The 25751-nt window shown below is 35.3% G+C and carries 21 protein-coding genes and 3 tRNA genes; 12 read left to right on the top strand and 12 right to left on the bottom strand.

Annotation, left to right across the window (positions count from 1 at the left end; genetic code table 11):
• Window positions 1–33: 33 nt before the first annotated feature.
• The 7 genes from ACQY29_RS13430 to ACQY29_RS13400 all read right to left on the bottom strand — a co-directional run bounded on the left by ACQY29_RS13430 (window position 34) and on the right by ACQY29_RS13400 (window position 8565).
• Window positions 34–1215: an acetyl-CoA C-acyltransferase gene (locus tag ACQY29_RS13430; protein ID WP_354018165.1), complete on the bottom strand. Its 1182-nt coding sequence runs from the start codon at window positions 1213–1215 to the stop codon at window positions 34–36.
• Between the two features lie 92 nt (window positions 1216–1307).
• Window positions 1308–3728: a 3-hydroxyacyl-CoA dehydrogenase NAD-binding domain-containing protein gene (locus ACQY29_RS13425; protein ID WP_428225684.1), complete on the bottom strand. Its 2421-nt coding sequence runs from the start codon at window positions 3726–3728 to the stop codon at window positions 1308–1310.
• 7 nt (window positions 3729–3735) lie between these two features.
• On the bottom strand, window positions 3736–4179 hold the full coding sequence (locus tag ACQY29_RS13420) for a MarR family winged helix-turn-helix transcriptional regulator (RefSeq protein WP_088466784.1): 444 nt from the start codon (window positions 4177–4179) through the stop codon (window positions 3736–3738).
• A 160-nt stretch (window positions 4180–4339) separates the two neighbouring features.
• The gene (locus ACQY29_RS13415) at window positions 4340–5377 is read right to left on the bottom strand and encodes a proline iminopeptidase-family hydrolase (RefSeq protein ID WP_428225683.1); all 1038 of its coding nucleotides are present in this window, start codon (window positions 5375–5377) and stop codon (window positions 4340–4342) included.
• 12 nt (window positions 5378–5389) lie between these two features.
• The gene (locus tag ACQY29_RS13410; protein ID WP_428225682.1) at window positions 5390–7162 is read right to left on the bottom strand and encodes an AMP-dependent synthetase/ligase; all 1773 of its coding nucleotides are present in this window, start codon (window positions 7160–7162) and stop codon (window positions 5390–5392) included.
• 64 nt (window positions 7163–7226) lie between these two features.
• Window positions 7227–7616 (bottom strand): peptide-methionine (R)-S-oxide reductase MsrB, encoded by a 390-nt coding sequence (gene msrB / locus ACQY29_RS13405; protein WP_428225681.1) that lies wholly within the window; start codon window positions 7614–7616, stop codon window positions 7227–7229.
• A 94-nt stretch (window positions 7617–7710) separates the two neighbouring features.
• A complete protein-coding gene (locus tag ACQY29_RS13400) occupies window positions 7711–8565 on the bottom strand; it encodes an alpha/beta fold hydrolase (RefSeq protein WP_428225680.1) in 855 nt (284 codons plus the stop codon).
• A gap of 141 nt (window positions 8566–8706) precedes the next feature.
• Between ACQY29_RS13400 and ACQY29_RS13395 the strand changes: the two genes are divergently transcribed.
• The 11 genes from ACQY29_RS13395 to ACQY29_RS13345 all read left to right on the top strand — a co-directional run bounded on the left by ACQY29_RS13395 (window position 8707) and on the right by ACQY29_RS13345 (window position 23054).
• Window positions 8707–9525 (top strand): M48 family metallopeptidase, encoded by an 819-nt coding sequence (locus ACQY29_RS13395; RefSeq protein ID WP_428225679.1) that lies wholly within the window; start codon window positions 8707–8709, stop codon window positions 9523–9525.
• A gap of 66 nt (window positions 9526–9591) precedes the next feature.
• The gene (locus tag ACQY29_RS13390) at window positions 9592–10893 is read left to right on the top strand and encodes an MFS transporter (protein WP_428225678.1); all 1302 of its coding nucleotides are present in this window, start codon (window positions 9592–9594) and stop codon (window positions 10891–10893) included.
• Between the two features lie 148 nt (window positions 10894–11041).
• Entirely contained in the window at window positions 11042–13492 is a 2451-nt protein-coding gene (gene lon, locus ACQY29_RS13385) for an endopeptidase La (protein WP_428225677.1), read from the top strand.
• Between the two features lie 91 nt (window positions 13493–13583).
• On the top strand, window positions 13584–14600 hold the full coding sequence (gene porQ, locus ACQY29_RS13380) for a type IX secretion system protein PorQ (protein ID WP_428225676.1): 1017 nt from the start codon (window positions 13584–13586) through the stop codon (window positions 14598–14600).
• A gap of 3 nt (window positions 14601–14603) precedes the next feature.
• Window positions 14604–15287 (top strand): (d)CMP kinase, encoded by a 684-nt coding sequence (cmk, locus tag ACQY29_RS13375; RefSeq protein WP_428225675.1) that lies wholly within the window; start codon window positions 14604–14606, stop codon window positions 15285–15287.
• Window positions 15288–15379: 92 nt separating this feature from the next.
• Window positions 15380–16633 carry a nucleoside permease gene (locus ACQY29_RS13370; RefSeq protein ID WP_428225674.1) on the top strand — a complete coding sequence of 418 codons (1254 nt, stop codon included), beginning with the start codon at window positions 15380–15382 and terminating at the stop codon, window positions 16631–16633.
• Between the two features lie 322 nt (window positions 16634–16955).
• Complete coding sequence (gene rpsA / locus ACQY29_RS13365; protein ID WP_428225673.1) at window positions 16956–18719, top strand: 30S ribosomal protein S1; 1764 nt, start codon at window positions 16956–16958, stop codon at window positions 18717–18719.
• A gap of 81 nt (window positions 18720–18800) precedes the next feature.
• A complete protein-coding gene (locus ACQY29_RS13360; RefSeq protein ID WP_428225672.1) occupies window positions 18801–21023 on the top strand; it encodes a DUF7619 domain-containing protein in 2223 nt (740 codons plus the stop codon).
• Between the two features lie 175 nt (window positions 21024–21198).
• Window positions 21199–21735 carry a bifunctional pyr operon transcriptional regulator/uracil phosphoribosyltransferase PyrR gene (gene pyrR / locus ACQY29_RS13355; RefSeq protein WP_428225671.1) on the top strand — a complete coding sequence of 179 codons (537 nt, stop codon included), beginning with the start codon at window positions 21199–21201 and terminating at the stop codon, window positions 21733–21735.
• Window position 21736: 1 nt separating this feature from the next.
• The gene (locus tag ACQY29_RS13350; RefSeq protein WP_428225670.1) at window positions 21737–22663 is read left to right on the top strand and encodes an aspartate carbamoyltransferase catalytic subunit; all 927 of its coding nucleotides are present in this window, start codon (window positions 21737–21739) and stop codon (window positions 22661–22663) included.
• 58 nt (window positions 22664–22721) lie between these two features.
• Window positions 22722–23054 carry a ribonuclease Z gene (locus ACQY29_RS13345; RefSeq protein WP_428225920.1) on the top strand — a complete coding sequence of 111 codons (333 nt, stop codon included), beginning with the start codon at window positions 22722–22724 and terminating at the stop codon, window positions 23052–23054.
• A gap of 108 nt (window positions 23055–23162) precedes the next feature.
• On the opposite strand, the gene ACQY29_RS13340 is transcribed toward ACQY29_RS13345, so the two are convergent.
• From ACQY29_RS13340 to ACQY29_RS13330, 3 genes are all read right to left on the bottom strand, one after another.
• Window positions 23163–23236, bottom strand: a tRNA-Arg gene (locus ACQY29_RS13340).
• A 32-nt stretch (window positions 23237–23268) separates the two neighbouring features.
• Window positions 23269–23342 (bottom strand) — tRNA-Arg (locus tag ACQY29_RS13335).
• Window positions 23343–23370: 28 nt separating this feature from the next.
• Window positions 23371–23444: transfer RNA gene (locus ACQY29_RS13330), tRNA-Arg, on the bottom strand.
• An 86-nt stretch (window positions 23445–23530) separates the two neighbouring features.
• On the opposite strand from ACQY29_RS13330, the gene ACQY29_RS13325 reads away from it, so the two are divergent.
• Entirely contained in the window at window positions 23531–24043 is a 513-nt protein-coding gene (locus ACQY29_RS13325; RefSeq protein WP_428225669.1) for an adenine phosphoribosyltransferase, read from the top strand.
• Here ACQY29_RS13325 and ACQY29_RS13320 read toward each other — a convergent pair.
• Together ACQY29_RS13320 and purB are read right to left on the bottom strand one after the other, a co-directional pair.
• The gene (locus tag ACQY29_RS13320; RefSeq protein ID WP_428225668.1) at window positions 24033–24179 is read right to left on the bottom strand and encodes an SsrA-binding protein; all 147 of its coding nucleotides are present in this window, start codon (window positions 24177–24179) and stop codon (window positions 24033–24035) included. The genes ACQY29_RS13325 and ACQY29_RS13320 overlap by 11 nt on opposite strands.
• Window positions 24180–24276: 97 nt before the next feature.
• Entirely contained in the window at window positions 24277–25620 is a 1344-nt protein-coding gene (gene purB, locus ACQY29_RS13315) for an adenylosuccinate lyase (RefSeq protein ID WP_428225667.1), read from the bottom strand.
• Window positions 25621–25751: the final 131 nt, after the last annotated feature.

The following is a 25751-nucleotide window of genomic DNA, read 5'->3' as shown; positions in this document are numbered from 1 at the left end:
CTCCCAGTTGTTCCCCCTTTGGGGGTTAGGGGGCTACAATAGCTCAAATATCCCCGCTGTACCTTGTCCAGTACCCACACACATGGTTACCATACCGTATTTGTTACCGCGGCGTTTCATTTCGTCAAATAATTGAACTGATAATTTAGCTCCTGTACAACCTAGTGGGTGACCTAAAGCGATGGCACCCCCATTTACGTTGATGATTTCAGGGTTTAAGTCTAACTCACGGATTACCGCTAAGGATTGTGCTGCAAAAGCTTCGTTTAACTCGAATAATTCGATATCAGAGATTTTTAAACCTGCTTGTTGTACCGCTTTTGGAATGGCTTTTACAGGACCGATACCCATGATTCTTGGTTCAACACCCGAAGATGCAAAGTTTACCAAACGTGCAATAGGTTCTAAATTTAATTCTTTTACCATTTCTTCGCTCATAATCAGTACGAAAGCGGCACCGTCACTCATTTGTGATGAGTTACCTGCAGTTACTGAACCATCTGCAGCAAATACAGGCTTTAATCCTGAAAGCGCTTCAACAGAAGTACCCGCACGTGGTCCTTCGTCTTTAGTAACTACATACGATTTTGTTTCTTTTTTACCAGCTTCGTTGATAAACGTTTGTTCTACGGTGATAGGCGCGATTTGAGCATCAAATTTACCTTCTGCTTGTGCTTTCAACGCTTTCATGTGCGACTGATAAGCAAATTCATCTTGGTCTGCACGTGAAATATTAAATTGTTTTGCTACGGCTTCAGCAGTTAATCCCATACCCCAGTAGTAATCTTCGTTACCGGCAGCGGCAACTTTATAATCTGGGGTTGGTTTATAACCTCCCATTGGAATATAACTCATGCTCTCTGCACCACCGGCAATGATACAATGTGCCATTCCTGCTTGGATTTTGGCTGTAGCCATACCAATGGTTTCTAAACCAGAAGCACAGTAACGGTTCACTGTTACTCCAGGAACATCAGTCACTTTTAATCCCATTAAAGAGATTAAACGTCCCATATTTAATCCTTGTTCCGCCTCAGGCATCGCATTACCCACCATTACATCATCAATTCTTGACTTGTCGAAGTTGGGTAATTCAGCCATCATGTGCTCGATGGTTTCAGCGGCCAATTCATCTGGACGTTTAAAACGGAACAGTCCTTTCGGTGCTTTACCTACTGCTGTTCTATATCCTTTTACTATATATGCTGTTTTCATTTAAATCATTTTTTGGAGTATAGAAAATAGATAATAGAAAATAGACTTTATAATGGTCATTTATCTATGGTCTTTTCTCTATATTCTATTTTCTAATTACGCAACGGTTTTCCTTTAGTTAACATAAACTGGATACGCTCCAATGTTTTTCTTTCGGTACAAAGTGATAAGAAAGCTTCTCTTTCTAAATCTAACAAATATTGCTCCGTTACTAAAGTTGGTTCTGATAAATCCCCCCCCGCCATTACGTAAGCTAATTTGTTTGCGATTTTTTGGTCGTGTTCCGAAATGTATTGTCCCGCAACCATTTGGTCTGTACCCACAAGGAACATACCTAAAGCTTGTTTTCCTAATACTTTAATGTCTTTACGACGTACTGGTTGTGTGTATCCTGCTTCAGCCATTAACAAGGCATGTTTTTTAGCTTCGGCAATTTGACGGTCTTTGTTTACCACCACCACATCTTTACCTTTTTGTAAAATACCTAAGTCGTAAGCTTCATAAGCAGAAGTTGCCACTTTTGCCATACCTACAGTTAAGAAATATTCTTGTAAAACGTTTAATTCCACGTCGTTTTTACGGAAAGTATCCGCTGCGCGTAGTGCCATTTCTTTAGAACCACCACCACCTGGAATTACACCTACACCAAATTCAACTAAACCGATGTATGTTTCAGCCGCAGCAACAATTTTATCCGCGTGCATAGAAAGTTCACAACCACCACCTAAAGTCATTCCGTGTGGTGCAGCAATCACTGGAATAGAAGAGTAACGCGCGCGCATCATCGTGTCTTGGAACATTTTGATAGCCATATTTAACTCATCATATTCTTGCTCTACCGCCATCATGAAAATCATACCGATATTGGCTCCAACTGAGAAATTAGCGCCTTGATTTCCAATTACTAATCCGTTGTATTCTTTTTCAGCTAAATCAATAGCTTTGTTGATTCCTTGTAAAACACCACCACCAATAGAGTTCATTTTAGAGTGGAATTCTAAGTTTAGGATACCATCACCAATATTATGAACAGTACAATCAGCATTACCCCAAACTTTTTTAGATTGCTTCGCCAGTTCGCCATTTTGGCTCGTGTCTCTAATGTTGTTTAAGATGATAAAGGCGTCTTGACCAGGAACTTTAACTTGCGATTTTGATGCGGTATTGTAGTATTGCGTAGCTCCTTCTTTTACAGTATAGAAAGAAGTGTTTCCAGACGCAACCATGTCAGTTACCCAAGAAGCAGGCGTATAGCCTTCTGCTTGCATCATTTCGATACCTTTTTGAACGCCTATTGCGTCCCAAATTTCGAATGGTCCATTTTCCCAACCGAAACCTGCTTTCATAGCATCGTCAATTTTGTAGAAGTCGTCTGTAATTTCAGGAACACGGTTAGAAACATAAGCAAACATCGCTGAGAAGTTTTTACGGTAAAAATCACCTGCTTTGTCTTTTCCTTTAACTAATACTTTGAATCTATCGATAGGTTTTTCGATAGTTTTGGTCATTTCTAAAGTAGCAAATGACGCTTTTTTGTTGGCACGGTATTCTAATGTATCTAAATCTAAAGAAAGGATATCTTTACCTTCTTTTTTGTAGAATCCTTGTTTTGTTTTGCTACCTAACCATTTGTTTTCCATCATTTTGTTGATGAATTCAGGTAGTTTGAACAATTCGTGAGCTTCGTCGTTAGGACAGTTTTCGTAAATACCATTAGCTACGTGTACTAATGTATCTAAACCTACTACGTCTACCGTGCGGAAAGTAGCCGATTTTGGACGACCAATTACAGGGCCTGTTAATTTATCTACTTCTTCAATAGTAAGCCCTAATTCTTTCACTTGGTGGAATAAACTCATGATTCCGAAAATACCAATACGGTTTCCAATGAAAGCAGGGGTGTCTTTAGCAACTACCGAAGTTTTTCCTAAGAATTGTTCGCCATAATTATTCAAGAAATCCAAAACATCCGAAGAAGTTTGTGGACCTGGAATAATTTCAAATAATTTCAAATAACGAGCTGGATTAAAGAAGTGTGTACCGCAGAAATGTTTTTGGAAATCTTCGCTACGACCTTCGCTCATAAACTGAATAGGAATACCTGAAGTGTTAGAAGTTACTAACGTTCCAGGTTTTCTGTGTGTGTCAATTTGTTCAAAAACCGACTTTTTGATGTCTAATCTTTCAACAACAACCTCAATTACCCAATCACAATCTTTAATTTTTGCGATATCATCGGTTAAATTTCCTGTAGTAATTCTATCAGCAAATTTTTGATGATAAATAGGAGAGGGCTTCGATTTTAAAGCGGCAGTTAAACTGTCGTTTACGATTCGGTTTCTAACCGCTTTGTTTTCAAGGGTTAGTCCTTTTTTCTGTTCAGCGTCATTTAGTTCGCGGGGTACTATATCAAGGAGTAAAACTTCTACTCCGATATTAGCAAAATGGCAGGCAATCCCTGAACCCATAATCCCTGAACCAACTACAGCAACTTTTTTAATTGTTCTCTTCATTTTGTAATTACTCTGGTTGATTGAATATGTTTTTATCTTGAATTAATTCGTTAATGGTTTCTGTGACTTCTAAAAAATGTTGTAATTTTTCTTCCGAAACATATTGTTTAACGGTGTCATTAAACTTTAAAACGGTTTGTTTTGAAAGTTCTCTTTTAATTTTGCCTTCTTCCGTGAGATAAATAAGCACCCCTCTGCCATCATTTGGATTTGGTTTTCTAATAATCAAACCTTTTTCTTCTAATGATTTTAAAGTTCGGGTTAAACTGGTAGCTTCCATACCCATTCTTGCACTTATGCTGGTGGAAGGAGTACCATCTTCTTTATCAATACTTAAAAGAGCAAAACCGATAGCCATCGAACCTCCATATTTAGCTGCTTCCTCATTGTACATTCTGGAAACAGCTTGCCATGTAGTTCGTAGTAAATAATCTATTGTTTTATCTTTCATTGCTATACAACAGCTTTTATTATAGTGTCAGAACTAATGTTTTTAATTTCTGAAATTCAAATATAACAAAAAAATAGTATGCACGCATATAAAAATGAAATATTTTTATGCATGCATATAAAATTAAGAAAAAAGCCTTGCTTTTACAATGAATAAAAGGTTAAAATTTGTTCAAATTTACATCTTTCAGAAATTTGATTACTCCTGGGATATACGTGTTTTGGTCGTCGTATTGTGAGAGGTGACTGCCGTAAGGGCAGTATAAAAATCTTCCGTTTTGTACTTGTTTAGACATCCATTCCATGTGTTTGGGGTCCATGGTGTCGTGTTTAGCACCTATGACTAGTGTTGGTACTTTTATGTTTTTGAGTTGTTGACGGACATCCCAGTTTTTCAAAGTAGCATTACCTGTAATTCCGAACTCGCTCGGACCTTGCATATAAATATACACATTTGGGTTTAAATGCTTGAAACAACGATTTACGGCTTCTGGCCAATCTTTGATTGGTTTTCTTAAAATGTGCTCTGTGTAATAATAGTTGAATAGAAGTTCTTGGTATTTCGGGTTTTGGTAATCTTTGTTTTTCTCAAAGTTTTTGATTTGATTAAAAACGGTTGTAGGTAATTGTGGACCTAATACTTCTTCGGCATATTGGTTGTAAAGTTGTGCACTGGACATCATGTTAGAAATAATCAGTCCTTTTAAATTGTTTTGATGTTTAAAAGCGTATTCCATGGCTAGTATGCCTCCCCAAGATTGCCCTAATAAATAGAAATTGTCTTTGTTAAGTCCTAAGGCTTTACGTACTTGTTCAACTTCATCAACAAAACGGTCGTTAGTCCATAAGCGATTATCGTTAGGCTGGTCGCTATAATAAGAACCTAATTGGTCGTAATAAATGTACTCAATACCTTCTTGTGGGAAAAAACCATCGAAGCATTCGTAGAGTTCATGTGTTACGCCAGGACCTCCGTGTAAGAGTAGAACTTTTATTTTTGGATTATTGCCCACTCTTTTTGTCCAAACTTTAAAAGTGCCTGCGGGTGTTTTTATAGGTATCATGCGGATACCACCTGTAGATTGGTCTACAGGATTTTGGTAGGAGTGGTAGTTTGAAAACGAAACTTCTTCTTTGTTTTTACAACTCAAGAAAAGGATTGCTATAAGTGAAAAACAGAGAAGAAGTTTGCGTATCATATCATTTGGCTTTTAGTTATAGATTTTATCGTATAAAGCTTTGTATTTTTCTAAAACCACTTTACGTTTTAATTTCAATGTTGGGGTTAATTGACCGCCGTCTATTGACCAAACGTCTGGAGTTAATTCAAATTTTTTCACTTGTTCCCAGTTTCCAAATTTGGTGTTTAATTCATCAATTTCTTGACGGATTCTTTTGATAACCTCAGGATTTTGGATAAGTGATTCGTTGGTATCGCCAATGTTTACATTATGGATGTGTGCCCACTCTTTGATAAAATCAAATGCGGGTTGAATAATAGCTCCAGGCATTTTTTGACCTTCACCAATTACCATGATTTGTTCTATAAAGCGCGATTGTTTGAAAGTGTTTTCTAAAAGTTGTGGTGCAACGTATTTACCTCCAGAAGTTTTAAACATTTCCTTTTTACGGTCGGTAATGCGTAAGAAGCCATCTTTGTCAAATTCGCCAATGTCACCAGTATGGAAATAACCGTTTTTAATAACTTCGTCCGTTTGAACTTGGTCTTTATAGTAGCCCATCATTAAGTTTGGTCCTTTGAAAAGGATTTCACCGTCTTCTGCAATTTTTACTTCTACATTTTTGATAGGTTTACCTACACTTCCAATTCTGAAAAGTCCATTGCGCATGTCATTAACGGTAATCACAGGTGAGGTTTCTGTTAATCCATAACCTTCCATGACTGGCATTCCTGCTGCGGTGAAAACCCGTGTCAGGCGCGTTTGTAAGGCTGCACTTCCTGATACCATTAGTTTTACATTTCCGCCAAGGGCTTCTTGCCATTTGCTAAAAATTAATTTACGAGCAATTTTTAATTGGAATTCATACCACCAGCCATTTTTGCCGTAAGGTTCGTATTTTAAACCTAATTCGATAGCCCAAAAGAATAATTTCTTTTTGATGCCTGTAAGTTCGGTTCCTTTAGCATAAATTTTATCGTACACTTTTTCTAACAAACGAGGTACTACAGTAAATACATCCGGTTGTACTTCTTTGAAGTTATCAGAAATTTTATCAATAGATTCTGCGAAATAAATCGAGATGGAATAATATTGATAAATATAAAGGATTACACGCTCAAAAATATGGCAAATTGGTAAGAAACTCATTGCTTTTGCGGTACCTGCAACTAGAGGAATACGATCAGAGCTGTTTAATACGTTGGATACGATATTGTTATGCGATAACATAACTCCTTTTGGTCTCCCAGTTGTACCAGAAGTGTAAATGATAGTAGCTAAATCAGAAGCTTTTACATTGTTTTTGCGTTCTTCTACAAAGTTTTGGTTTGAAGTATCTTTGCCAATTGCTAATAAGTCAGTCCAATTTTTTTCTCCAGCTACTTCATCAAAAGTAAAAACCCCCACTAAACTAGGTACATTGTTCTTGATACTGTTTAATTTTTTTAAGACTTCTTTGTCAGAAACGAAACAGTATTTAGATTCAGAGTGGTTTAAAATATACTCGTAATCTTGTTCTGAAATTGTAGGATAAATAGGGACAGTTTGTGCACCAATTTGTAAAACACCAATATCCATGATATTCCATTCGGTTCTGTTGTTGCTAGAAATGATAGCGATTTTGTCATCTTTTTGAACTCCCATCGTAATTAGAGCTCTTGAAATGGCATTTGCTTTATCTATATATTCTTGCGTAGAAGTTTTAACCCATTGACCGTTGTATTTAGTTACTAAGGCGTCTGGTAAATTGTTTTTTTCTAGCTGATAATATGGAAAATCAAATAATCGAGTAATGTTAGTCATTATGATATTAGGGTAATGTTAATAGTGCAAATTAAAGAAATTTAACTTAAAAACCAATTATTATTTACATTTTAAAGTCAATTGATAGCGAATTTACGCAAAAACGCTGTTTTGTTTGTGTAGGGCCATCGTCAAATACATGTCCCAAATGCCCTCCACAAGAAGCGCATAAAATTTCGGTACGGAGCATTCCATGGGAAGTATCTTTTTGATATTCAACTGTTCCTGAAATGGCGTCGTCAAATGAAGGCCAACCACAATGAGATTCAAATTTAGCATCAGAATCGAAAAGAGGGGTTCCACATCCGCCGCAAATATAAGTTCCTTTTTCGAAATGTAAATTATATTTTCCTGTAAAGGCATACTCAGTTCCTTTTTCTCTAAGGATATGAAAGCGTTCAGCACCGAGTTGTGCTTTCCATTCTTCTTCCGATTTTTGAATTTTATAATCCATGTTTGGTCTATTTTTAGGTTGAATGCAGTTGTATTCTTGTTTTTTGCATGAAAACATAAACAAGAATAAAAACAAGCAGGCTACGATTGAAATACTAAGCTTGAATATAGGAAATAATCTTTTCGATAACTTTATCATCACCTAAAATTTTACGATGTCCTAATCTTTTAGTTTGAAAAAAATCCCCTTGTTTCAGATTCTTATGAATGGCTAATCCGCATTGAATCGGAACTTCAAAATCATCAATATCGTGGATAACCAGTGTAGGAATGTTGACTTCAAGGGCAGCTCTTGCAGCGTCGTAATTATGCAGTGGTTCGCCAAAGTTTTTTTCAAAACGGTCTTTCATTTTTTCTGCTATGATAGGTTTTAGTCGGAGTACGTTGACAAAATTGTGTAAAATGTCAATAATTCTATCGGCACTACCTATTACAATTAATTTTTTTACAGGAAAACCTCTTTTTACCGAGTTCAACAATGACATGCCCCCTAAAGAGTGTCCTATGGCAAATTCAAAAGGACCGTATTTTTGTTCTAATTCAAAATTAGTAGCAATGAATTCAGGCATTAAAGTGGTTTTAGTGTCTGATTGCCCATGCGCTGGTGCATCATAACTAATAGTTGAATACCCTTGTTGTAATAAAGCATCGGCTATTTTGTAGAGCTGAGTTCCTCTGCCTGACCAACCGTGCACTAATAATACTTTTTTAGAACTCTGCCCATACTGATACACGCGTACTGTTTTGTTGATACTTGGTACAGTGAGCCATTCCTGTTGGGCAAGCTTTAACATGTTTAGTTCTCTCTTGGGGGTTTTATGTTTGATAGGAGTAGTAAAAAGACGTGCACTCAAACTGGTAGCCCAATCTTTTGAGATAAACGCAATGGTTTTTGCTAAATAAATGATAGGTTTAGGGACTTGTATGCCTTGGTTTTTCTTTTTCTTCAAAATCTTTTTTTAGCTAATTTAATTCATTTTTGCATTTGGTACAGGGTTTGTTGTGTAAAATATTGATAAATTTCTACAGTCTTATGTAAGAAAAGCTTATCAAAAAGTTGTATTTTTACGTTTTGTTTCAATTAAATTATCATGAAAAGAAGTATCATAATTTCAGGTTTAAGTGCAGTTGCTTTAGTAGTAGCTTGTGCTACAAATCCATTTACCGGTAAAAGTACTATGGCGTTAGTACCCGATAGTCAGATATTTCCTTCAGCATTTCAGCAATACAGCCAATTTTTATCAGAAAATAAGGTATTGAAAGGAACTGCCGAGGCTAAGAAAGTGGAAACAATTGGTATAAAAATAAAAAATGCAGCAGAGCGTTGGTTGGCTGCTAATGGAAATCCAACCTATTTGAAAGATTATGCATGGGAGTATAATTTAGTAGATAGTAAAGAGGTAAATGCATGGTGTATGCCTGGTGGAAAAATAGTTGTGTATACAGGTATTTTGCCTATTACTAAAGATGAAGCAGGGATGGCAGCTGTAATGGGACATGAAGTGGCGCATGCGTTAGCAAATCATGGGCAACAGCGTATGAGTGCAGGCTTGTTGCAACAGGCAGGTGCTGTGGGTGTGGCTTTGGCAACAGGTAATAAATCGCAAGAAGAACAAGCTGCTTTTATGCAGTACTATGGATTGGCATCACAAGTAGGAGGTATGTTGCCTTTTAGTAGAGCGCATGAGTCAGAGGCAGACCATATTGGTTTATTATTGATGGCAATTGCTGGATATAATCCAGAAAACGCGGTATATGTTTGGGAACGTATGTCGGCTAAAGCTGGAGGGCAAGCGCCTCCGGAATTTTTAAGTACGCATCCCAGTAATGAAACTCGTATCAAAGAAATTAGAGATCATATACCTAAAGTAAAAGCTGAGGCAGCCAAATTTGGTGTGACGTTTAAATAAAAAAGAGTACTTTAGTAGCCCCGATATTCGGGGCTTTATTTTTTTAATATAATTAGATTTCATTGTATGCAACCACTTCAAAAAGGGGATAAAAAATTGCTTAATGCTTGGGCGTTTTATGACTGGGCAAATTCTGTATATACCTTAGTAATTACTTCTGCTATTTTTCCAATTTATTATAGTGCCTTATTTAAGACGCGAGGAAATAATTTTGTGGATATTTTAGGGTATCATTTTAAGGATACAGCTGTTATATCGTTTGTTACCGCTATTGCTTTTATGCTGGTTGCGGTACTATCGCCTATTTTGTCAGGTATTGCAGATTATGTGGGGAATAAACTGGCTTTTCTTCGTTTTTTCTGTTATTTAGGAGGGATTGCAACTGTTGGATTGTATTGGTTTACGGATGCTAATTTTATATTGAGTTATACCATTTATCTTTTTGGATTGTTAGGATATTGGTCGAGTTTGGTTTTTTATAATTCTTACTTGCCTGATATTGCTTATCCCGAACAGCAAGATGCGGTAAGTGCCAAAGGTTTTTCCATGGGGTATTTAGGAAGTACGATTTTGTTGGTAATAAATTTGGTTATGGTTATGACGGCATCATCTAATGAACAAGCTATTGAAATGATGCGCTATTCCTTTATAATGACTGGAATTTGGTGGGTAGCTTTTAGTCATGTTACGTATTATTACTTGCCTAAAGGAGCATCAACTGGACATAAGGTGACTAAAGCGGTTGTTTTGGATGGTTTTCATGAATTACAATTGGTTTGGAAGCAATTACAGCAAAATCTGCCGTTAAAGCGATATTTAGCAGGTTATTTTGTGTTTATTATGGCGGTGCAAACGGTTATGCTGGTTGCGGCTTATTTCGGGGCTGAAGAAATTGCTTGGGAAACTGATAGTCAGAAAACAACAGGCTTGATTATAAGTATTTTGTTGATTCAGTTGGTAGCTATTATAGGGGCTTATTTTACTTCAAAAGCTTCGAGTAAATTTGGGAATATTAAGGTGTTGATTTTTTTAAATGCGTTTTGGGCGGTGTTGTGTCTAGTCGCTTATTGTGTAAAAACACCTACAGAATTTTATAGTGTAGCGGGATTCTTCGGTCTAGTGATGGGCGGGATTCAATCGCTAGCACGTTCTACATATTCTAAATTTTTACCAGAAACGACCGATACAGCTTCTTATTTTAGTTTTTATGATGTTACCGAAAAAATAGGAATCGTAATTGGGATGTCTATCTATGGAGTGATTGACCAAATTACAGGTAGCATGCGAAATTCGGTACTTTTCTTGTGTGTATTCTTTATAATTGGTGCTTTACTTTTGTTACGTGTGCCTAAGACTAAAAATAATTAGTTGTGGCATAAAAATTGACTAAGTAATGTGCTCTATTGAATTTACACTGTCTTAAAACCTTGTTTTTCTTAGGGATATGTGTTGCGTTTAGAACCGATGTAAAGTTTCTAGACGGATTTTATAATGACAAAATGACTTAAAAAATAATATGTCTCAACAAAAAATACTTACACTTGACAGTTTGTCACTACAAGAAATGGATCAGGATGCTGAATTAATTCCTTTATTGACTCCAGAGGATGAAGAGGAAATGAATCAGGAAAGTTTGCCTGCTGATTTACCCATTTTACCATTGCGTAACACGGTATTGTTTCCAGGAGTTGTTATTCCTATTACTGCTGGTCGTGACAAGTCAATCAAATTATTGAATGATGCTAATAATGCTGATAAAATTATCGGTGTAGTTTCGCAAAAAGATGAAGAGGATGAAGATCCTACAGAGGATCAGATTAATAAAGTAGGGACGGTGGCTCGTATTCTTCGAGTTTTGAAAATGCCTGATGGTAACGTAACGGTTATCCTGCAAGGGAAAAAGCGTTTCGAAATAGATCAAGTAACCACTACTGAGCCTTATATTCGTGCTACTATCAAGGAAGTTGCAGAAGAACGTCCTGCTGATGATGATAATGAATTTTTAGCAATTATTGATTCAATACGTGAATTAGCGATTCAAATCATTAAGGAAAGTCCAAATATTCCTTCGGAAGCGACTTTTGCAATAAAAAATATAGAAAGTAATCCGTTCCTGATCAATTTTGTGTCTTCTAATATGAATTTGACTGCTCAAGAAAAGCAGTCGTTATTGGAAGTTCATGATTTGAAAGAGCGTGCTTACGAAACTTTAAAGCACATGAATATTGAACTTCAAAAGTTAGAATTGAAGAACGATATTCAATCGAAAGTGCGTTTTGATTTAGATCAGCAACAGCGTGAATATTTCTTGCAACAACAAATGAAAACTATCCAAGAAGAATTGGGAGGGAATTCAACCGAGCAGGAAATTGAGGAAATGCGCAAAAAAGCGAAAGCTAAACAGTGGGATGCTAAAGTAGGGGAGCATTTTGAAAAAGAAATCCAAAAACTACAGCGTACTAACCCGAATTCACCTGATTTTGGTATTCAACGCAATTATTTAGAATTGTTTTTGGAATTGCCTTGGAATGAATATACAGAAGATAATTTCGATTTAAAACGTGCTCAAACTATACTGGATCGTGATCATTACGGTATGGAAGAGATTAAAAAACGTATCATTGAACATTTAGCTGTTTTAAAGCTGCGCAACGATATGAAATCGCCTATTTTATGTTTTACAGGACCTCCAGGTGTGGGTAAGACGTCTATTGGTCGTTCCATAGCCGAAGCTTTAGGGCGCGAATATGTGCGTATGTCATTGGGAGGTTTGCGTGATGAAGCAGAGATTCGTGGACACAGAAAAACGTATATTGGCGCTATGCCAGGGCGTATTTTGCAAAATTTGAAAAAAGTAAAATCGTCTAATCCTGTGTTTATCTTAGATGAAATTGATAAATTATCAAGTAGTCATAACGGTGATCCTTCATCGGCATTGTTAGAAGCATTAGATCCTGAACAAAACAAGGAATTTTATGATAACTTCCTTGAAATGGGATTCGATTTGTCTAAGATTATGTTTATCGCTACTTCTAATAATATAGCTGCTGTGCAACCTGCTTTACGCGATCGTATGGAAATTATTACCATGACAGGGTATACTGTAGAAGAGAAAATTGAAATTGCGAAACAGCATTTGGTACCAAAGCAAATTAAAGATCATGGATTGACTACAAAACAATTTTCAATTGGAAAAAAACAAGTTGAAAAAATTGTAGAAGGCTATACTCGTGAATCAGGGGTGCGTGGTTTAGAAAAGAAGATTGCGCAAATGGTGCGTCATGCCGCTAAATCGGTTGCCATGGAAGAAGAGTATAATGTAAAAGCTACTGATGAAGATGTTGTTAAAGTTTTAGGAGCGCCTCGTATGGAGCGTGATAAATACGAAAACAATGAAACGGCAGGGGTAGTTACTGGTTTGGCTTGGACAAGTGTAGGTGGTGATATTTTGTTTGTCGAATCGATTATTTCGGCAGGTAAAGGTGGGATTACTTTTACAGGAAATATGGGAACGGTAATGAAAGAATCGATTACCATTGCTATGGAATATGTTAAAGCCAATGCAGAAATCTTAGGGGTAAATCCTGAAATCTTTACTAAATATAATATTCATGTGCATATTCCTGAAGGGGCTACTCCAAAAGATGGACCTAGTGCGGGTATTGCAATGTTAACTTCTTTGGTTTCTTTATTGACTCAGAAAAAAGTTAAGAAACATTTAGCAATGACAGGAGAGATTACTTTACGTGGTAAAGTTTTGCCTGTTGGAGGTATCAAAGAAAAGATTTTAGCGGCTAAAAGAGCTAAGATTAAAGAAATTATTTTGTGTGTAGAGAATAAACGCGATATTGATGAAATAAATGCAGATTATTTGCAAGGTTTAACTTTTCATTATGTAAGCGAAATGAGTGAAGTTTTAGAAATCGCAATCACAAAAGATAAGGTTAAAAATCCAAAAACATTATAAAGATAAAAACGGCTATTCTAAATAGTCGTTTTTTTATTAAAAAATAATATATTCGCCCTTGCGTTTCTATTTTAATAAAACGCACCAATTAATGTTAAAAATTGTCCGATTTTTATTAGTATCGCTAGTTACTTTTTCTCTAAACGCTCAAGTTGGGGGAGAGGGGATTTATCGTTTTCTAAATTTAGTAAGTTCACCAAGACAAGCAGCTTTAGGGGGTAAGATTATTACGCTATATGATTATGATGTTAATCAGCCTTTAACGAATCCATCGGTAATCAATGATGAAATGAACGGGAAGTTAGCATTAAATTATGGGAGTTATCTCGCAGGAATTAACTATGGATCTGCTTCCTATGCTTATACGCATGATAGGCATTTGCAAACATTTCACGGTGGAATTAGTTATGCAAACTATGGACAATTTGATGGGAGGGATGAGCAAGGGACTTCAACAGGTAATTTTACGGTTAATGAATTGGCACTTTCGTTAGGATATGCTTATAATATACCTTGGACTGAATTGTATTTAGGGGCAAATGCCCGAATCATTTCGTCTACTCTTGAAAAATATCAATCTTTTGGGGTGTCTACGGATTTAGCAGTAACTTATTTGGACAGAAATAATGATGTTAATTACTCCGTAGTCTTGCGCAATTTTGGTACACAGTTGACAAAGTATAATGAGTTGTCTGAAAAATTACCTTTTGAAGTAATAGCTGGTGTTTCTCAAAAATTAGAACATATTCCTTTGCGTTGGCATCTTACACTTGAAAATTTACAAAAATGGAATGTCTCTTTTTCAAATCCAGCTCGTTCGGAGAAAAATATTGATGGAGGAGAGAAAGAAGAAAACGTGAGTTTTGTAGGGAATATTTCACGACATATGATTGTTGGTGCAGAGTTTTTTCCTGATCGTGCGATAAATATCAGATTAGGTTATAACTTTAGAAGAGCTGCCGAATTAAGTTTGTTGGAACAACGTACATTCGCAGGTTTTTCTGTAGGTTTTGGTATTCGATTTGAAAAGTTTCGTTTTGATTATTCTTATGCTAGGTACAATTTAGCTTCCAATGCATCCATGTTCGGATTAATGATAAATCTTTAAGTTTTGAAAAAAATTACTATTGCAATTGATGGATTCTCTTCTACAGGGAAGAGTACTTTGGCGAAACAAGTCGCTAAAAAGTTGGGTTATATATATGTAGATACAGGTGCTATGTACCGTGCGATTACTTTTTTTGCAATGCAAAATAATTGGATTGATGCTTTTGGATTTAACAAAGCGGAATTGATTTCAAAATTGCCTACAATCGATTTAAAATTTGTTTTTAATCCTGATTTAGGATTTGGAGAAATGTTTTTGAATGGTGTAAATGTAGAAAAACAAATACGTTCGTTAGAAGTCTCTAGTTTTGTGAGTCAGGTGGCTGAAGTTTCTGAAGTTCGTGCTTTGTTGGTAGCCCAGCAAAAACAAATGGGAAAAGACAAAGGCGTAGTGATGGATGGTCGCGATATAGGTACGGTGGTTTTTCCAGATGCAGAAGTGAAATTGTTTATGACATCACGTGCTGATGTACGCGCGCAACGTCGTTTTGATGAGCTTACTGAAAAAGGACAATTAGTTTCTTATGATCGAGTGTTAGAAAATGTTTTGCAACGTGATCATATCGATACCACTCGTAAAGATTCACCTTTAGTAAAAGCAGAGGATGCTATAGAGGTTGATAACTCAGAATTGACCAGAGAAGAGCAATTTGATAAAGTTTTAGAAATTATTATGGAAAAAATGTAGATTAAGGACTATTTTTCTATGGAAATAGTTATTGTATATATATTTTTTTATAGTTTTACCGTCCTTTTAAAAAATAAACCAAATCAAAATTTATGAATATAAAATTTAGACTGACCTTGATGAGTTTTCTCCAATTCTTTGTGTGGGGAGCTTGGTTGATTACAGTAGGAAACTATTGGTTCGGAACAAAGCAATGGAGTGGAGCTGAGTTCGGTGCGATATTTTCTACTTTAGGAATTTCTTCAATCATAATGCCTGCAATCACAGGGATTGTAGCTGACAAATGGATAAATGCCGAGCGATTGTATGGAATACTTCATATTTTAGGTGGTTTGTGTGTAGCGTATTTGCCACAGGTAAATGATCCAGCAACGTTTTATTGGGTGATATTTGCCGCTATGATGTGTTATATGCCTACGATTTCTTTGTCAAATTCAGTAGCCTATACCATTTTGAAAGATAATAAATTTGATGTGGTTAAGGTTTTTCCACCTATTCGTGTTTGGGGTACTGTCGGTTTTATCTTGGCGATGTGGACTACCAATCTAACAGGAAATAAAGCCTCTGCCAACATGTTTTATATTTCTGCTGTTACAGCTGTTATATTAGGGATTTATTCATTTACATTACCAGCTTGTAAACCGCAAAATTTAATTGATGAAAAAGCTTCTTTTTCAAAGAAATTTGGTTTAGATGCTTTCAAATTGTTTGGAACTTATAAAATGGCTTTGTTTTTTATATTCTCCATGTTTTTAGGTGGTGCTTTACAACTGACAAATATGTATGGCGATGTGTACTTATCTGAATTTGGAAATATGCCAGAGTATAAGGATAGTTTGATAGTGAAGAATTCCACTTTAATTATGTCTATCTCTCAAATTTCTGAAACCTTATTTATATTAGCAATTCCTTTCTTCTTGAAGCGTTTTGGAATCAAACAGGTAATGCTAATTTCTATGTTGGCGTGGGTATTGCGCTTTGGGTTATTTGCTTACGGAGATCCAGCGGGTGGCTTATGGATGATTATAGTTTCGTGTATTGTGTATGGGATGGCATTTGACTTCTTTAATATTTCAGGATCACTATTTGTTGAAACTACGACGGATTCTTCCATTCGTTCCTCTGCCCAAGGTTTGTTTATGATGATGACAAATGGGTTTGGAGCTTTCTTTGGAGGTTTGATTAGTGGAAAAGTAATCGATATGTATTATACCGTAAATAATCAACGCAATTGGCACGGAATCTGGTTTGCTTTTGCTGTCTATGCTTTGATAATCGCTATTGCTTTTGCCGTTTTGTTCAAGCATAAGCACAATCCTAAAGATGTTGAAACTATAGCACATTAAGATTTTTGTTTTCTATATAATAAAAGAGGTGGTTTTGTTAGCTGCCTCTTTTTTTTGGGTTTAAGAGTTTATAAGTTTAAGCGTTTATAAGTTTATAAGTTTATGGATGCCTTATAAAACCTCAAGTTTAAATTTTTTAATTTTTGATTTTTAATTTTGAATTTTAAAAAGTATTTGTTATTTAATAAATTATATGTAATTTTGCACACCTTTTGGCGTGTAAGGATTTCCATTAAGGGTCAAGTATTTATATGTAAAACAACTTCTGTTTTTTTACGCTTTCAGAAATCCGATAAGAATAGAATACAAATTAAATTAGAGCATGTCTCAAATTACAAAAGATCAAGAACAATTTTTAGCAGATTTTAACTGGGTTAACTACGCAGAAGGTATTGATGCAGTTGATGCTAAAAATTTACAAGAGTTTGAAGATTTAGTAGCTAAAACTTTCATTTCTACAGATGCTGAAGAAGTGGTAGAAGGTTTAGTAGTTAGAATCACTGAAAGAGATGCAATTGTTGATATCAACGCAAAATCTGAAGGTGTTATTTCTTTAAACGAGTTCCGTTACAACCCGAACTTAAAAGTGGGTGACAAAGTTGAAGTATTAATCGACATCCGTGAAGATAAATCAGGACAGTTAGTATTATCTCACAAAAAAGCTAGAACTATCAAAGCTTGGGATAGAGTTATTGCTGCTAACGAGTCTGGAGAAATCGTTAATGGTTTCGTAAAATGCAGAACTAAAGGAGGTATGATCGTTGACGTATTTGGTATTGAAGCTTTCTTACCAGGTTCTCAAATCGATGTGAAGCCTATCCGTGACTACGATCAGTATGTAAACAAAATGATGGAATTCAAAGTGGTTAAAATTAACCATGAATTCAAAAACGTTGTTGTTTCTCACAAAGCGCTTATCGAAGCTGATATCGAAGTTCAGAAAAAAGAAATCATTGGTCAATTAGAAAAAGGTCAAGTATTAGAAGGTGTGGTTAAAAACATCACTTCTTACGGTGTATTCATTGACTTAGGAGGTGTAGATGGATTAATCCACATTACTGACTTATCTTGGTCAAGAATCAACCACCCATCTGAAGTATTAGAATTAGACCAAAAATTAAACGTAGTTATCTTAGACTTTGATGATGAGAAAACTCGTATCCAATTAGGTTTAAAACAATTAAACGCTCACCCTTGGGATGCTTTAGATGCTAACTTAGCGGTTGGTGATAAAGTAAAAGGTAAAGTAGTTGTTTTAGCTGATTACGGTGCTTTCATCGAAGTTGCTGAAGGTGTTGAAGGTTTAATCCACGTTTCTGAAATGTCTTGGTCTACACACTTACGTTCAGCTCAAGATTTCGTGAAAATTGGTGACGAAGTTGAAGCAGTTATCTTAACTTTAGATAGAGATGAAAGAAAAATGTCTTTAGGTATCAAACAATTATCTAACGACCCATGGACTGACATCACTGCTAAATACCCTGTAGGTTCTAAGCACACTGGTACAGTAAGAAACTTTACTAACTTTGGTATTTTCGTAGAATTAGAAGAAGGTATCGATGGTTTAGTATATATTTCTGACTTATCTTGGACTAAGAAAATCAAACACCCATCTGAATTTGTTAACGTAGGTGACAAGTTAGACGTGGTAGTATTAGAATTAGACGTTGATGCACGTAAATTATCTTTAGGTCACAAGCAAACTACTGCTAATCCATGGGATAAGCATGAAGCTGCTTTTGCTGTAGGTACAGTTCACAACGGAACTATCTCTGAAATGGTTGACAAAGGTGCAACTGTAGATTTCGGTGATGATGTTGTTGCTTTCATTCCAACACGTCATTTAGAAAAAGAAGATGGTAAAAAATTGAAAAAAGGTGATACAGCTGACTTCAAAGTAATTGAATTCAACAAAGAATTCAAAAGAGTAGTAGCGTCTCACACAGCTATCTTCCGTGAAGAAGAAGAGAAAGTAGTTAAAGAAGCTGAAACTAAAACTACTTCTACTCAAGCTGAGAAATCAACTTTAGGTGATATCGACGCTTTAGCTGAATTAAAAGCTAAAATGGAAAGAGGAGAGAAATAATATTTCTTGACTCTAAGTAGTAAAAGCCTCACATTTCTGTGAGGCTTTTTTTGTTATTTTTGCACCACTAAATTTTTATAAATGAAGAAATTCTATTTTTTATTGATAGCTTTAGGTCTTTATACTAGTGCTAATACGCAGAATATTAATTTTTCCAACGTTAAGTTCAAGGCGATTTTGTTGGAGGCAGATTCTAATAATCAAATTGCTAAAAACTTGGCAGGAGATTATTTTAAAATTGATGCAAATAATGATGGAGAAATTCAATTGACAGAAGCTAGTAATGTAACAAGTTTAAAGTTATTTGATGAATTAGCTGGGTCACCAAATTATGTAGGTATTGATAATATTATTGGAATTAATGCTTTCGAAAATTTAAAATTCTTATATACAGAATACAACTTTTTTAAAGGAACACTTGATTTAACTGAAAATCATAATCTCGAAGAAATTATTATAGGAAGCTCTATTTGTGAGGGTTTTGATTTAATTAATTTATCAGGTTTGACAAATTTGGTTAAACTGAGTCTAGTTGGTATTAGACAAGTAAATCATCCATTTACTAGCGCTCGAGTAAATGTAGCTTTAGCAGGGTGCGCAAATTTGGTTGATTTAAATATTAGTAACAGCTTTGTAAATATAAATTATTGTGAAATACCAAATCTTAAGTATTTGAATTCGTTTTATTTAGAAGGAGGTGAGCCAGAAATCTTCGATTTTAGTTGTTTAAATAAGCTTGAAACCTTAAATATTTCTGAGAATGTAATCAATGTTTTAATATTAAAAAATGGCTCTTTATTAAACTCATTATTTTATGACCGCGGATATAGTTCTGGTTATCCAAGACCTAAGTTTATTTGTATTGATGACAATTCACAGGAATTGCAACAAATTTTAAATTCAGGATTAATTGAACCTAATACAGTTGTAAATAGCTATTGTAGTTTTGAGCCAGGTGGTCAATATTTTACAATAAAAGGGAAAAATAAATTTGATACTAATAATAATGGTTGTGATGAATTTGATAGAATATATCCAAATCTGAAGTTAATTACTAATGAAACTAAACCAGAAACAATAATTTCTAATTCATCAGGTGAATATAAAACATTCGTTCAAGCCGGTAATATTTTTTTAACTCCAATTATCGAAAATCCAACTTATTTTACTATTTCGCCAACTAATGTAACTGTAACTTTTCCAACACAAGCCAGTCCTTTTATACAAGATTTTTGCGTAACTCCTAATGGAACACATCATGATGTAGAAGTTTCAGTTATACCAACTGAAGCCGCTCGACCTGGTTTTGATGCTAAATACAAAATCATATACAAAAACAAAGGAAATCAAGTTGAAAACGGAAGCATAAGTTTAAATTTTGATGACTCAAAAATGGATTTTGTTTCGTCTAGTGCAACTCCTATACAATCGACTGGATTATTAACTTGGGATTATACTAATTTACAACCATTTGAAACCAAAACTATTGATGTAGTATTCAATATCAATTCTCCTATGGAATCTCCAGCGGTTAATGGGGGTGACGTTTTAAGTTATACGACGACTGTTTCTTCAGGTAATTCAGATGAAATGCCAAATGATAATACCTTTACCTTAAATCAAACCGTTGTAAATTCATTTGATCCAAATGATATCACTTGCTTAGAAGGGACAAAAGTATCAACATCTAAAATTGGTGATTATGTGCATTACATGATTCGTTTTGAAAATACAGGTAGTGCTAATGCTACTAATATTGTGGTAAAAGACGTGGTGGATAATGCTAAATATGATGTGAATTCAATCATTCCAATCAAAGGAAGTCATGATTTTTATACGAGAATCAATGGAAATAATGTAGAATTTATTTTTGAAGATATCAATCTTCCGTTTGATGATGCAACCAATGATGGTTATGTGTCTTTTAAATTAAAAACTAAGGCATCCTTAGTTGTAGGTGATACTTTTTCTAAAAACGCCAATATTTATTTTGATTATAATTTCCCAATTACCACAAATACGGCTACGACAATTATTGCTGCTTTAGCTAATCAGGATTTTGAGTTTGAAACTTATTTTAATTTGTTTCCAAATCCTGCTTCTTCGAATGTAACTCTAGAAACAAAATCTGATATTGAACTGTATTCGGTTCAAGTTTATAATACTCTTGGACAATTAGTGTTGGTTGTGCCTCATATGCAAACGAGTAAAACTATGGATGTATCTAGTTTAAGTACAGGAAATTATTTCATAAAAATTAAGACCAATAAAGGAACAAGTCATACGAAGTTTGTAAAGCAATAACAAGCTAAAAAAGATTTTAAGCCACGAATTCACTAAGTGTACGCTTGTTGTGAATTCGTGGCTTTACTTTTTGAAAGCTTTCTTTTACTTTTTATGTGTTTCAATTTCTTAAGGGACTTATATGGTTTAATAAAATAAAAAGCATAAATTTACACTCCAAACGAAATAACACAATATGAGTCATAAAACGCTCCTTACTTCTAAAGAAGTAAATATTATACTGCATCGTTTGGCCTGTCAACTTATCGAGAATCATCTCGATTTTTCTCAAACCGTTTTAATCGGTATTCAGCCCAGAGGAACTTATTTAGCGAAACGTTTGGTTCAAATACTTGAACAAGAATATCAAGTGAAAAATATTCCCTTAGGATTCTTAGATATTACTTTTTTCCGTGACGATTTTCGTCGTGGAGAAACTTTAGAAGCCAACAAAACACAAATCGACTTCTTGGTTGAAGGGAAAAAAGTCATTTTTATCGACGATGTTTTGTATACCGGTAGAAGTATCAATGCCGCTCTACAAGCGATGCAATCTTTTGGTCGCCCTATAGAAGTAGAATTGTTAGTGTTAGTAGACCGTCGCTTTAGTCGTCATTTGCCCATACAGCCTGATTATAGAGGTCGTCAGGTAGATGCGATTAATAATGAAAAAGTAGTAGTAAAGTGGCAAGAAATCCACGGAGAAGATTCAGTTGAAATAATTACCAAATAAAATGAAGGAGTTAAGTGTAAATCACCTTTTAGGAATAAAATATATTACAGAAGAAGATATTCAGTTGATTTTTGAAACAGCTGACCATTTTAAAGAAGTGATTAATCGTCCGATAAAAAAAGTGCCTTCGTTACGTGATATTACGATAGCCAATATCTTTTTTGAAAATAGTACACGCACCAAGCTTTCTTTTGAATTAGCTCAAAAAAGATTATCGGCTGATGTGGTAAATTTTGCAGCTTCGAGTTCATCGGTAACTAAAGGGGAAACGCTGATTGATACGGTGAATAATATTTTGGCGATGAAAGTAGATATGGTCGTGATGCGTCATTCTTCGCCGGGAGCAGCTGTTTTTTTATCTAAAAATGTAAAAGCAAGTATTGTAAATGCCGGTGATGGGGCGCATGAGCATCCTACACAAGCCTTGTTAGATGCTTACACAATTCGTGAGCGTTTAGGTGATGTAGCTGGTAAAAAAGTGGTGATTGTAGGGGATATTCTGCATTCGCGTGTGGCATTATCTAATATCTATTCTTTGCAAAAATTGGGGGCACAAGTGAAGGTTTGTGGACCTAACACTTTAATCCCACGATACATTCGTGAATTAGGAGTAGAGGTGGAGCCAAATTTACGCAAGGCCTTAGAATGGTGTGATGTGGCTAATATGTTGCGTGTACAAAACGAGCGTTTAGATATTAGTTATTTTCCTTCTACCCGCGAATACAGTATGCAATATGGTTTAGATAAAGAATTTTTAGATTCGTTAAATAAAGAAATTGTAGTCATGCATCCAGGCCCTATTAACAGAGGGGTTGAAATTACGAGTGATGTAGCCGATTCTAAGCAGTCGGTTATTTTAGATCAAGTGGAAAATGGCGTAGCAGTTCGCATGGCAGTGATTTATTTACTGGCATCAAAAATTAAATAACAAAAATCATTTTTATTTAGTCAAACATTCTTTAAATTAGATGAAATTAATTGAACAAATGAAAGTTGAACAAAAAGGACATACCACTATTATAAAAGATACTGAAGGAAATTTGAGTGCTTTCTTGGAAAAAATTCAAGCGCAGTATCATTCTTTTAAAGAAACAAATTTGATTTTAGATATTTCTCACGATAAGACCGTAACTCTTGAGCGCATTGCTGAGTTTGTAAGTATTTCTGAGCAGCATAAAGCAAATGGTAAATCATTTGTACTGGTTGCTGAAGGTATTGATTTTAATGAAGTACCTGAAGATGTTTTGGTGGTGCCTACGCTTTTAGAGGCGCATGATATGATTGAAATGGAGGAAATTGAAAGGGATTTAGGGTTTTAGGGGAGATTTTTTTTGGATAGTATAAACCGGTTTTTTGTAAAAAAATCGGTTTTTTTTTGCTTTTAAGGTAAAACTAAAAAACCTGCTTGAAAGCAGGTTTTGTTTTTGTGACCTCGACAGGATTCAAACCTGTAACCTTCTGAGCCGTAATCAGATGCGCTATTCAGTTGCGCCACGAGGCCAGTAATTGTAATTTTTGAACTTAAATGTTTTGTGACCTCGACAGGATTCAAACCTGTAACCTTCTGAGCCGTAATCAGATGCGCTATTCAGTTGCGCCACGAGGCCGGTAATTTTATTTTGAACTTGTGTTTTGTGACCTCGACAGGATTCAAACCTGTAACCTTCTGAGCCGTAATCAGATGCGCTATTCAGTTGCGCCACGAGGCCTTTTTTTTGTATCAGGAATTAACTTCCTGATTGCGGGTGCAAATATAGTTATATTTCTCTATCTTGCAAAATAAAAAATGCATAAAATGAAAATTGAAAACTATTTACGTGATATTCAGGATTTTCCAAAAGAAGGAATTTTGTTTAAAGATATTACACCGCTATTATTAGAGCCTAAAGCGAGAGATTTGATGTTGAAGCAGCTTTTATCAGCTACTGAATCTATAGTTGTTGATAAAGTGGTGGCGATTGAGTCGAGAGGGTTTTTCTTCGGGATGCTTTTAGCGCAACAAATGAATGTAGGATTTGTACCCGTGCGTAAAAAGGGGAAGTTGCCTTATGAGACGATTTCAGCCACTTATGAGCTTGAATACGGTCAGGACGTGTTAGAGATGCATATAGATGCTATAAAGCCTGGAGAGAGGGTTTTAATTCATGATGATGTTTTAGCTACAGGAGGGACAGCTAAAGCGGTTTGTGAGCTAGTGCAACGACTGGGAGGTGAAATTGTACAGTGTAATTTCCTTATCGAGTTGACTTTTTTGAATGGACGAGCCAAAATAGGAAATCATCCTGTGTTTGCCGCAATTACTTATTAGATAGTGCTCGGCAAGTAATGTAATATCGGTAGGCTAAAATAGCTAGTTGCCATTTCTTTGCGCTTGCAGGATCTAATTGTTGCTTGGTGAAGCTAGGAAGTATAATTTTGTTGATTTTAGCTAATACGGTGTACATTATTTGAAGTGTTTTTTTGTTTATGAAAACAATTCCGAAATGTATTCAGTTTTGAATGTTGTCCATTTCGGAATTGTATTTATGTAATTATTTTGGGTTAAATTCCTAAATAGTTGCTAGGTGTGATTGTTTTTAACTCATTTTTAATGCTGTCTGAAACGTTTAGGGTGTCAATGAAAGCATGAATGGAATCTTTGTTTATGATTGTATTAGTTCTTGTTAAATCTTTTAAAGCTTCGTATGGATTAGGATAAGCTTCGCGTCGTAAAATCGTTTGAATTGCTTCTGCTACTACTGCCCAGTTTTTTTCAAGATCTTCGGCAAATTTGGTTTCATTTAACAGTAATTTGTTTAATCCTTTTAAGGTGGCTTCAAAGGCAATAATAGTGTGTCCTATAGGGACTCCTGTGTTGCGTAGTACTGTACTGTCTGTTAAATCGCGTTGTAATCTAGAAATAGGTAGTTTAGCTGATAAATGTTCGAAAATCGCGTTGGCTATCCCTAAGTTTCCTTCTGAGTTTTCAAAATCGATAGGGTTTACTTTGTGTGGCATAGCGCTTGATCCTACTTCCCCTGCTTTGATTTTTTGTTTGAAGTAGTCCATAGAAACATACGTCCAAATATCGCGGTCTAAATCAATTAGGATGGTATTGATTCTTTTTAAGGCATCAAAAAATGCAGCAAAATGGTCGTAATGCTCAATTTGTGTGGTAGGAAATGAATGTTTTAAGCCTAAAGTTTCTTCTACGAATTTTGTGCCAAAAGCTTTCCAGTCGTTATTAGGGTAAGCGATTTTGTGTGCATTGTAGTTACCAGTAGCTCCGCCAAATTTAGCTGCAAACGGGATGTTGTATAACAAACGGAGTTGCTCCTCTAAACGTTCTACAAAAACTAAAATTTCTTTTCCTAAGCGTGTAGGGGAAGCGGGTTGTCCGTGTGTGCGAGCTAGCATGGGTACATTTGCCCATTCTGAGCTTAACTCTTTCAGCTTTTGAATAACTTGCATTAAAGTCGGTAAATATACCTTTTCGTAGGCTTCTTTGGTTGAAAGTGGTATAGCCGTGTTGTTAATATCTTGGGAAGTTAATCCGAAATGGATAAATTCTTTGTAGTCTTGTAATTCTAAAGTATCAAACTTTGATTTGATGAAATATTCAACAGCCTTTACATCGTGATTGGTGGTTTTTTCAGTTTCTTTTATCCACAAAGCATCTTCCGAAGAAAAGTTTTCATACATTTTGCGTAACTCAGGATAAACTGATTTTTCGATACCAGCTAATTGTGGGATACCAGCCTCGCAAAGATCAATAAAGTATTCTACTTCTACTAAAACTCGGTATCTGATTAAGGCTTCTTCAGAGAAAAAAGGTGCTAAGGAAACCGTTTTATTTCTATAACGACCATCAATAGGTGAAATAGCATTCAATTCAGTCAATTGCATATTTTGTTGTGTTGTTTTTAAGAAAGCGCAAAGATAAAAGAAAGTTGGGAGTTAAAAGTTTAAAAGTTTAAAAGTTTAAAAATAACTTTAAACAGCTTTAATTCGGTACTAATTACTGATTACTGACCACT

The organism is Flavobacterium sp. (genome assembly GCF_965262375.1).
In the GTDB taxonomy this organism is placed as follows: Bacteria; Bacteroidota; Bacteroidia; order Flavobacteriales; family Flavobacteriaceae; genus Flavobacterium.
This window is presented reverse-complemented; position numbering and strand designations above follow the sequence as displayed.